At 47.4% G+C, this 8,557-nt stretch carries 5 protein-coding genes; 2 read left to right on the top strand and 3 right to left on the bottom strand.

The window, feature by feature from the left end; all coding sequences use genetic code 11:
* Window positions 1-6: 6 nt before the first annotated feature.
* From GPL15_RS05385 to GPL15_RS05375, 3 genes are read right to left on the bottom strand one after another with little or no spacing between them, the layout of a single operon-like run.
* Window positions 7-180: a hypothetical protein gene (locus GPL15_RS05385; protein WP_215696732.1), complete on the bottom strand. Its 174-nt coding sequence runs from the start codon at window positions 178-180 to the stop codon at window positions 7-9.
* Between the two features lie 54 nt (window positions 181-234).
* Window positions 235-2,508, bottom strand: a complete 2,274-nt coding sequence (locus tag GPL15_RS05380) for a hypothetical protein (protein ID WP_215696730.1) — start codon at window positions 2,506-2,508, stop codon at window positions 235-237.
* Window positions 2,429-4,690 (bottom strand): MMPL family transporter, encoded by a 2,262-nt coding sequence (locus GPL15_RS05375; RefSeq protein ID WP_215696728.1) that lies wholly within the window; start codon window positions 4,688-4,690, stop codon window positions 2,429-2,431. Before GPL15_RS05375 ends, GPL15_RS05380 begins: the two co-directional genes overlap by 80 nt.
* Window positions 4,691-4,982: 292 nt before the next feature.
* Between GPL15_RS05375 and GPL15_RS05370 the strand changes: the two genes are divergently transcribed.
* Both GPL15_RS05370 and GPL15_RS05365 read left to right on the top strand, forming a co-directional pair.
* On the top strand, window positions 4,983-5,576 hold the full coding sequence (locus GPL15_RS05370) for a TetR/AcrR family transcriptional regulator (protein ID WP_215696726.1): 594 nt from the start codon (window positions 4,983-4,985) through the stop codon (window positions 5,574-5,576).
* Between the two features lie 159 nt (window positions 5,577-5,735).
* Window positions 5,736-8,444 (top strand): diguanylate cyclase, encoded by a 2,709-nt coding sequence (locus tag GPL15_RS05365; protein ID WP_215696723.1) that lies wholly within the window; start codon window positions 5,736-5,738, stop codon window positions 8,442-8,444.
* Window positions 8,445-8,557: the final 113 nt, after the last annotated feature.

Here is an 8,557-nt window from a genome sequence, read left to right as displayed (position 1 = left end):
TGGACTTTACCGTTCAGTGGGCATCTCAGAAACTGATTTGGTTTTCAGTTTCTGCCCGTCTTTTTCTATCCCTGGAGCCTTAGTTTCACTTACGGTTGGAAGCCGGTTTTCATCGCCATCGGATTCCGCTCCGCCCGGCGTCAAACCTCCAAGCCAGCCTCCGCCCCCGCCCGCCCCCATTCCCAGGATTCACGGCGTAACTTTCACCAATCACCTAAATAAAGATTCTCATCCCTAAAACAACGAACAGACCGCCTCCCAGATTTTCCGGAAGATACTGCAAATCCGGTGCCAGATGCTGCCGTCGGGCTTAAAGCTTTCATCCACGGTAACGCTTGTGTCCTCATCCTTTTTTGTCAGCTCCTTGGTTCTCAGGATAATCTGGATGCTGTTTGGTTCCGGGTTTTTGGAGGAGGTCATGGAAATTGGTTTGGCTTCCGGGTCCAGGTTCAGGATTGTTGTCTTTTCCTGGGTGTATTCTTCCCATTTATCATCAATGGTGTTTTTGATGGTGTCTTTGGCCTGCCTGATCGTTTCGGTTTGGGATAAGCCTGAGTTGGCGTGTTCCAGGATATCCGCCAAGCCGTTTAAGGTCTTTTGGGTGCCGGAATTAAGGGGTTCCCCTGCGGCTTTTATCTGGTCTTCCAGTGATCCGAAGAACAGGTTCAGGGAATCCAGGCCCTTTGCGGCGGCATCGGTCATGGCTCCGGCATCTTTTAATGTGTTGATGGCTTCTGGGTAATAGTAATCCAGGGTGATATCCAGATCGTCGATGTCGCTGATAATATCTTCGCCCACATTGGAAATGTCTCCGATCACATCTGCAATATCCCTTGTATTGGTCATGCTTCCGCCAAATGCGCCTTTGAGGGAGCCCAGCATGGTGAGAAGCTGTTCGGTCATGGAAATCATGCTGCTGATGTCGCTGGTGACCTCTGTGTTTCCTGCCAGACCTGCCGTGGACTGAAGAATGGCTGCCAGGGCCGGCTGAAGATCAGACGGGATAACCGGATAAACCGGATCGGCATCGGAGGGAGAGGCCGTTTTAAGATCATTGATCAGTTCTATCCCCACGTCCGCATCCATATAGTCGGATAGATAATCCAGCAGCTCTTCCATATCTTCCGGGTCGTAATCGGAGTAACCGCCAAGTTCAGACAACAGGGCCTGATAGGAGCGGAGAGAAGAGGAACTCGCGCTTATCTGGGACATGGCGGCGCCAAGGCCGCCGATGGCCTGAACAAATGCTCTCTGGGATGATTTTACCTGATCCAGATCATACTGTGTCTTTTCCAGCAGCTTTATAAATGATTCAGAGGCCAGATTGGCCTGGGGGCTGTTGAGAAACTTTTTGATTTCATCGATATTGTCCCTTAAATAGCGGACGCTGTCTTTCAGATCCCCCATTTTAGGCCCCAGTTCATCCAGATCATAGACAAGCTGGTCCAGCCGCTCTTTGATATCCCCTAAGGCATTCTGCGCCTCATCGGTGTGGGCTTTAAATGGTTTCAATGTGGCGGATAATCCGTCTAAATCGCTGCGGGCGGCATCGGCCGAATCATAGACGGAATCTTTGGTGGACTGGATGACCTGGCGGGTGCGGTCCAGATCCCTGAGACCTGAAACCGTGCCGGAGATTCCATTCTGCATCTGTTCCATGGAATCCAGAACAATATCTAAACTGTCACTGACCGCGTCTGCCGAATCCTCCAGAGTTTCCTTTGCCTCTTTGATGTCAGCCACCTTATCTAACTGAGCCATCGTTAAAGGGATCATCATGAATACCAGTCCGGCAAATTCAAAATCATCGCTTCCGATGGCGAGGGTATAATGGCGTTCTTCACCGGGCAGGGCGAAGAAGAGGACCGCATTGAGATTTCCCATGCTCTGGATCTGGGCGCCCTCCGCGCGGACACTTAAATTCTTATCCATATCCACAGCGGTGGCGGCGGTTAATGCGATGTTATTGCGGTAGTAATCGGAAACCTGTTCATTGGGCGTGAGATCGATGTTGATTTCTACCAGGCCGGAAGCCCCGATCAGATCTTCAGCGCTGCGCTCCACACCGTTTAGCAGATACTGGACCTGTATGGTCCAGGGCAGGGAAGAAGGGGGCACCTCTGTTTCGCCTTCAAAGTAGAACAAGTCTTCATTTCCGTCTAAAGGAAATACAACGCTGCCGTCCTCTTTGTTCTCCGGCTGGGCGTGGGAGGTCAGATTGGTTACGGATTTATAATTGCCGTAATCCCTGATTTCCCCTCCTGATGTGATGCGGAAGCGTTTGACCACGCTGCTGTCTTCAAACGCCCCATATGGGTCCATGGTGATGTACATGGTTTCATCATAATTGGGAGACTGTGCAGACGCAAATCCCTGAATTGTCCCGGCCGCAGTCAGGAGAATGGCCAGGAATCCGGCCAGAATCCGCTTATTTTGTTTCCGGAGCAGTTGATGTTTCAGGTTCATTTCCCTGAACGGTCTCAATTTTCTTCTCATGATCTGTTTCATCTTCCTTCCTCCCTTCTGCCTCCGGCTGGCTGGTTACGCTTTTTAGGCTGTTCTTTTTTAAACCTGAAAAATGTTTCCGTTTCGGAGTTATCTCCTCCTCCCGGTAAGCGTCGGGATGATGTTTTTGAATCTGGCGGTCAAATGCGCTGAGCAGGGCGGGCAGAAGCGAGAGCACCAAAACCATGCTCAGGAGGGCCCCCCTTCCTACCAGGCGGCCTACCTGTGAAATCGCCTGGATGGAGGAGGTGAAATAGAGCAGATATCCCACTACGGTCAAAATGCCGCCCGATGTCACGATGGACAAGGTGCTTTTGGAAATAGCGGTGATCTGGGCCTGCTTGTTGTTCATCGTTTTTCTGAAGGACAGGTAATTGTTGGTCATCAAAATCGAGTAATCGATGGTAGCCCCCAGCTGCAGGCAGCTGACGATGATATAACCGATGTATACCATGCTGTCCCCCATCACATATGGAAGGGTCATATTCAGGTAGATTGCTACCTCGATAGGGATTATGACCAGAACCGGAACCAGAATGGAACGGAAAGTGACCATTACAACCAGCGCGACTCCAAACAGTGATAAAAGGGAGACTTTATTATAATCATCAGTCAAAATATCCCGGATGTCGATGGTGGTGGCCGTCATTCCGATTACATAGGAATTGTCCGGATAATAACTCTTTATGGTATCTTCCAGTTTTTTATTGCATTCAAACGCATAGGCGCTTTCCTGTTCCGTGTCCATGGAAATCATGATCCTGGCGTATTGGTCGGTTCTGAGCTGCTTTTTTACTTCCCCGGGCAGAAAACTTTCCGGCAGTCCGGGAGGAAGGGTTCCTGCCATGGACAGGGCATAATTGATAAAATCCAGGTCTTCCAGGGTTTCGGTCAGTTCCCGTTCCGTAACAACAGAACCATTTGGAACCATTGCGATGACCAGATTGGATTTTCCGAACTGTTCATTGATTTCCCTGGTATCTTCGTGTACCCTCGTACCGGGCCCGGCTCCGATGGCGTCGTCCCCATAATAAAAGGCGTTCATACTCTGGCCGAAATAACAGGGAACCGCCACTAAAACGGCAAAAACAAACACGAAACGGCGGATTTTGTACATCGCCTTGGCAAAATGGTCAAACGACGGAAGAAAAGGCCGGTGGGCTGTTTTAATAATTTTATCATCAAAGCGCAGGATCAGCGCAGGCATCAGTAAAAGTACGGTGGCCAGGCTGCAGATGATTCCTTTGGTGAGAACAAATCCCACGTCTTTTCCTATTGTAAAGCGCATGAACGCGATGACGATAAATCCTACGATGGTAGTGGCCCCGCTTGCCAGAATCGAGCTGCAGGCTTCTTTGATTGCCGCTTCCATAGCTGAATTGTTATCCATTCCAGTCTGTTTATGGGCATTGAACGTATGTAAAAGGAAAATGGAGTAATCCATGGATACGGCAAGCTGCAGGATTGCCGCCGTGGAAAATGTAAAAAACGAAATGGTTCCAAAAATGATGTTGGATCCCATATTCAATATGATGGCAACGACCATCACAAAGATGAAGAGGAAGGGTTCCAGCCATGAGGTGGTGGTCAGCGTAAGAATCAGCCAGATAATCACCAGGGACATCGCAATAGCCATGGCGATTTCTCTTGTGATGGAGGCTTCCCTCTCTTTGCTGGATACCGCGCTGCCGGAAAAACAGCTTCTGTCCTTTCCGGCGATCTGATAAATCTCTTCCAAAGCTTTGTGAGTGGTTTTATCGGAATCGCCGTCCTTGAAAATCACTTCCATGACGGCATTTCCATTTTTATAGAATTCATCGGTCAGGTCGTTTGTTATGAATTCATTTCCCATATAGACATTGGTTAAGGTGTCGGCGCCGATGATTAAATCCACGCCGTCCACCTGGGCAATCCGGCTGCGGATCCGTTTGGCTTCCTGGAGGGAAACTCCCTTTACCATGATCCTTGCGGTTCCCGGGTAGCCGAATTCCTGTTCCATCACATCCAGGGCCTGTTTGGTGGGAGCAAATGAGGGGAGATATTTGCTCAAATCATAGTTGACTTTTACAAATGGAAAGCAGACCGCACAGAGAATGACCGCAATCAGGAAAAAACGTTCAATGTGTTTTCCTCGATATACGATCAGATGAACAATTGCTTGAAACCAATTCCTGTCGTTTTTCATACGCCACCTCGTGTCCCTTTTATGGGGATTGATTATTTTGAACAAGCATCTATTAAATGCCATGAAGTTGACTTTTCAACACATATATATTATAATACAGATGTCGATATCATTCAATCATCAATAATTTTCCCCAATGATCACTAAACAACATTGTTTTTATTGCAGTACAATATTGAACATTTTTTAATAAAATGATGATAAATTTGCTGCCGTCCTGTTTTTTGCTGCCTGCAAAGACCAAAACGGCAGTGCGCAGTCAAGCCGCAGCAGCGGCAGAATCGAGGTTTCTATGGACGGAAGAGATAATACAAAACAGGACCGGAGAATCCGGCGGACGCAGAAGCTGTTAAAGGACAGCCTGACACAACTGATGAAGGAAAAGGAGTTTAAGAACATTTCCGTAAAAGATATAACAGACCGGGCCGATTTAAACCGGGGGACTTTTTATCTTCATTATACGGACACCTATCATCTTCTGCAGCAGATGGAGAATGAAGTGCTGGAAGACTTTCAGGAGATGATTAATTGTTATGGCCATTCTTTTAAGAGGGATACCATGCTCCCTGTCCTGACACCGATTTTAGATTACATTGAAGAAAACATGCAGATTTGTAAAATTTTGTTTGAAAACAACGCGGCCAATGATTTCGTAGACCGTTTTCACAGCCTGATCCGGCAGAATGGACTGGTCATCATTAAGGATACATTTCCGGCAGCCAATGACGCGGTGGTTTCCTGCTTTTTTGAATTCGTCACCTATGGGCTCATCGGCCTGATCAAGCAGTGGATTGATATGGGAATGGTTCAGCCTAAAGAAAAATTAGCGGAGCTGGCGGACAAGGCGGTCATGGGAACCGCGTACAACCTGCTGGAAATCCGGTGAAAAAGGTAATGATGAAAAAACAACTGATCTGCCGGGGCCGCCAGGCCTGTTCCTTCCTGCCGGCGATCTTCTTATGTAAAATGTATACAACTGTTAAAACTATAATAGTTATGATATAATGGCGGTATCTATTGGAAACTTTACAGGAAGGAGAGGGGCATGGATATCATAAACAGAACGAAAGACTTTATCGCAGCTTTTTATCATGCCTATTATCGGAAAAATTATGAATATGTGACTGCCGCATTTTCTGAAGATGCCATATGGAGTGAGATTCATATGGAACGCGCTGTTATCGGAAAACAGAAGCTGGCGGAATTTCTTTTAGAACGGTTTAAAACACTGTCAAGGTATCAATTTGAAGTTCAGGACTTAAACGTGGAGGTTCAAACGGCGTGCGGTTCCCGCTGCCAGGCCACAGCCCGCTATCGTTTGTTCATCCGGCAGGAGGGGGAAGAGGACCGGATCCTGCCGTATTATAGTTCTATTTTATTGGATAAAGATCATTTTATGATTCATCAGGTGTTTTTTTCTCCGCAGCCGGACGAATTGTCCAGGCCGCATTTTCATAAAACCCTGAGAAATGAAGAGAAAGCACGTGGCGCGGAACTGAAAATGGACGGGAATGCCAGCCGGCTGGAATGGGTGAACGAAAGCATCCGCACCTTATATAACACGGTGCCGGGCGGGATATTTCAGTGCTTTTTTGATGATAAACTCACTTTGAGGGAGATGAGCGACGGATTTTTATCCATGATCGGCTACACGAGGGAGGAAGTCCATGAGGAACTGGACGACAGCCTGAGCGCGCTGATCCACCCGGATGATTATGAGAAAGCTCTGGACGATGTGAAGGAGCAGCTGGCAAGGGGAAACACGAAGGAAATCCAATACCGCCTCCGGTGTAAGGATGGCCATTGCATCAGCGTCCTCGACAAAGGAACTCTTCTGACGGATGAGGAGGGAAGGGAATCCTTCTACTGTATTGTGGTGGATGTGACAAAGACGAAGGAGATGGAAGAGGAGCTGCGGCTGAGCCTGGGACGCTATCAGATTATTACGGATCAGACCAATGACGTGATCTTTGAATGGGATATTGAGAATGATTCTTTGGCCGTTTCCAATAACTGGGAAAAGAAGTTCGGGATACGGTATTTTTCCAATGGATGCAGTTTGTATTCCATTTTGACTGACCATAAGAAAAATCCGTTTTCCAGGGAAGATATGGAGCTGATAGAGAAATGCATCCACGAAATAAAGGATGGAAAACCTTATATAGAAACAGAACTTCGAATCCGCAATGATTCCGGCCGGTATATTTGGTGCAGGATCCGCATGACACAGCAGTTTGACCAGAAGGGCCTGCCCATTAAGGTGATCGGCGTGCTGATCGATATTGACCGTGAGCGGAGGCAGTCCATTTCGTTAAAGAAAAAGGCGGAACAGGATGCTCTGACCGGGATGTATAATAAGATTGCAACCCAGACGATGATCAGCGAATATTTACATAACAGCCCGGACAGAAGCGCTTTGATGATCATAGATATTGATAATTTTAAAATGGTCAACGATACCATGGGCCACCTTTACGGGGATGCGGTGCTCAGCAACCTGGCCCGGGAGATGAGCGGATCATTTCGTGATACGGATATTCTGGGACGGATCGGCGGGGATGAATTTATTATATTTTTAAAATCCGTGAAGGATGTGGATTTCATTGACCGGAATGCCCGGCGGGTATTGGAGCTGTTCTCCCAATTGAATGTGAATGGACACCTGATGAGTGAAATCTCCTGCAGTATCGGCATCGCTTTGTTTCCAGATCACGGCAGGGATTTTACCACATTATACCAAAATGCGGATTACGCATTATATCAGGCGAAACACGAAGGAAAAAACAGGTATTCTATCTATGAAGAAGGGGCCATAAGCAGTTATATCAGAAACCGGAAATATCTGATATCGTCGGTGGGTTCCAGGATTGATTCCAACCAGGATGTGCGCGTGATGAATGCGGATTTGGTAGAATACGCATTCCGCATCTTATACAGCTCCAGGGACGTGAATGCCGCCATATCCAATATTCTGGAGATCATCGGCAATCATTTTGATGTGAGCAGGGCTTATATCTATGAATGTGATGATGAGGAGCAGAATTTTGACAATACATTTGAGTGGTGCAATAAAGGCGTCGCCTCTCTGGCAGAGGCTCACCGGAAGCTTCCCCACGATAGGGACAGGGATATTTTCTGCAATTCTTATTTTAATGAAGAGAACCTGTTCTACTGTTCGGATATCACTGCTCTGCCGGAAGAACATTTTAAGGTTCTGGAAAAGTCGGGAATAAAAAGCATTCTCCAGTCGGCCATTACGGAAGATGGAAAATACCGGGGGCTGGTGGGATTTGACGACTGCCGCCGCAACCGCTGCTGGACAAGGGAGCAGGTGGATGTACTGGTTCTGATCTCTGAAATAATTTCAACATTTCTGTTGAAATACAGGGCTGTGGAGAGGTACAGGAAGGAGAACGAAGGCCTGCTTTCCGTTCTGGATAATCAAAATTCCTGGATTTATGTGATCGAACCTGATACGAAAAAGATGTTGTTTGTCAACAGGAAAACGAAACAGATCGCGCCACATGCAGAGGCCGGTATGTATTGCTACAGGGAATTCCTGAACAGGGAAACACCCTGCGAGCGGTGCCCTGCAGATCATATCCAGCCGGGATGCTGCAACTGTACCTTTGAGACCCATAACCCTTATCTGGGGATTTGGTTTAATGCGGATGCTTCCGTTATTGCCTGGAAGGGGAAACCGGCGGTGCTGATTTGCTGCCATGATATAACGGAATTGAAAAAGGGGGGGTGAAGGGGCGGATTTTTTTAAAATAAAGCGTGAAGTCATTTTCGAAAATGCCTTGAGGGTTTAAAGTAAAGCGTGAAGTCATTTTCGAAAATGGCTTCACGCTTTATGTTTATGTC

This window comes from Clostridium sp. MCC353 (assembly GCF_018785315.1).
GTDB lineage: Bacteria > Bacillota > Clostridia > Lachnospirales > Lachnospiraceae > CHH4-2.
Note: the sequence above shows the minus strand (reverse complement) of the source record. Positions and strands in the feature narration are given on the sequence as shown.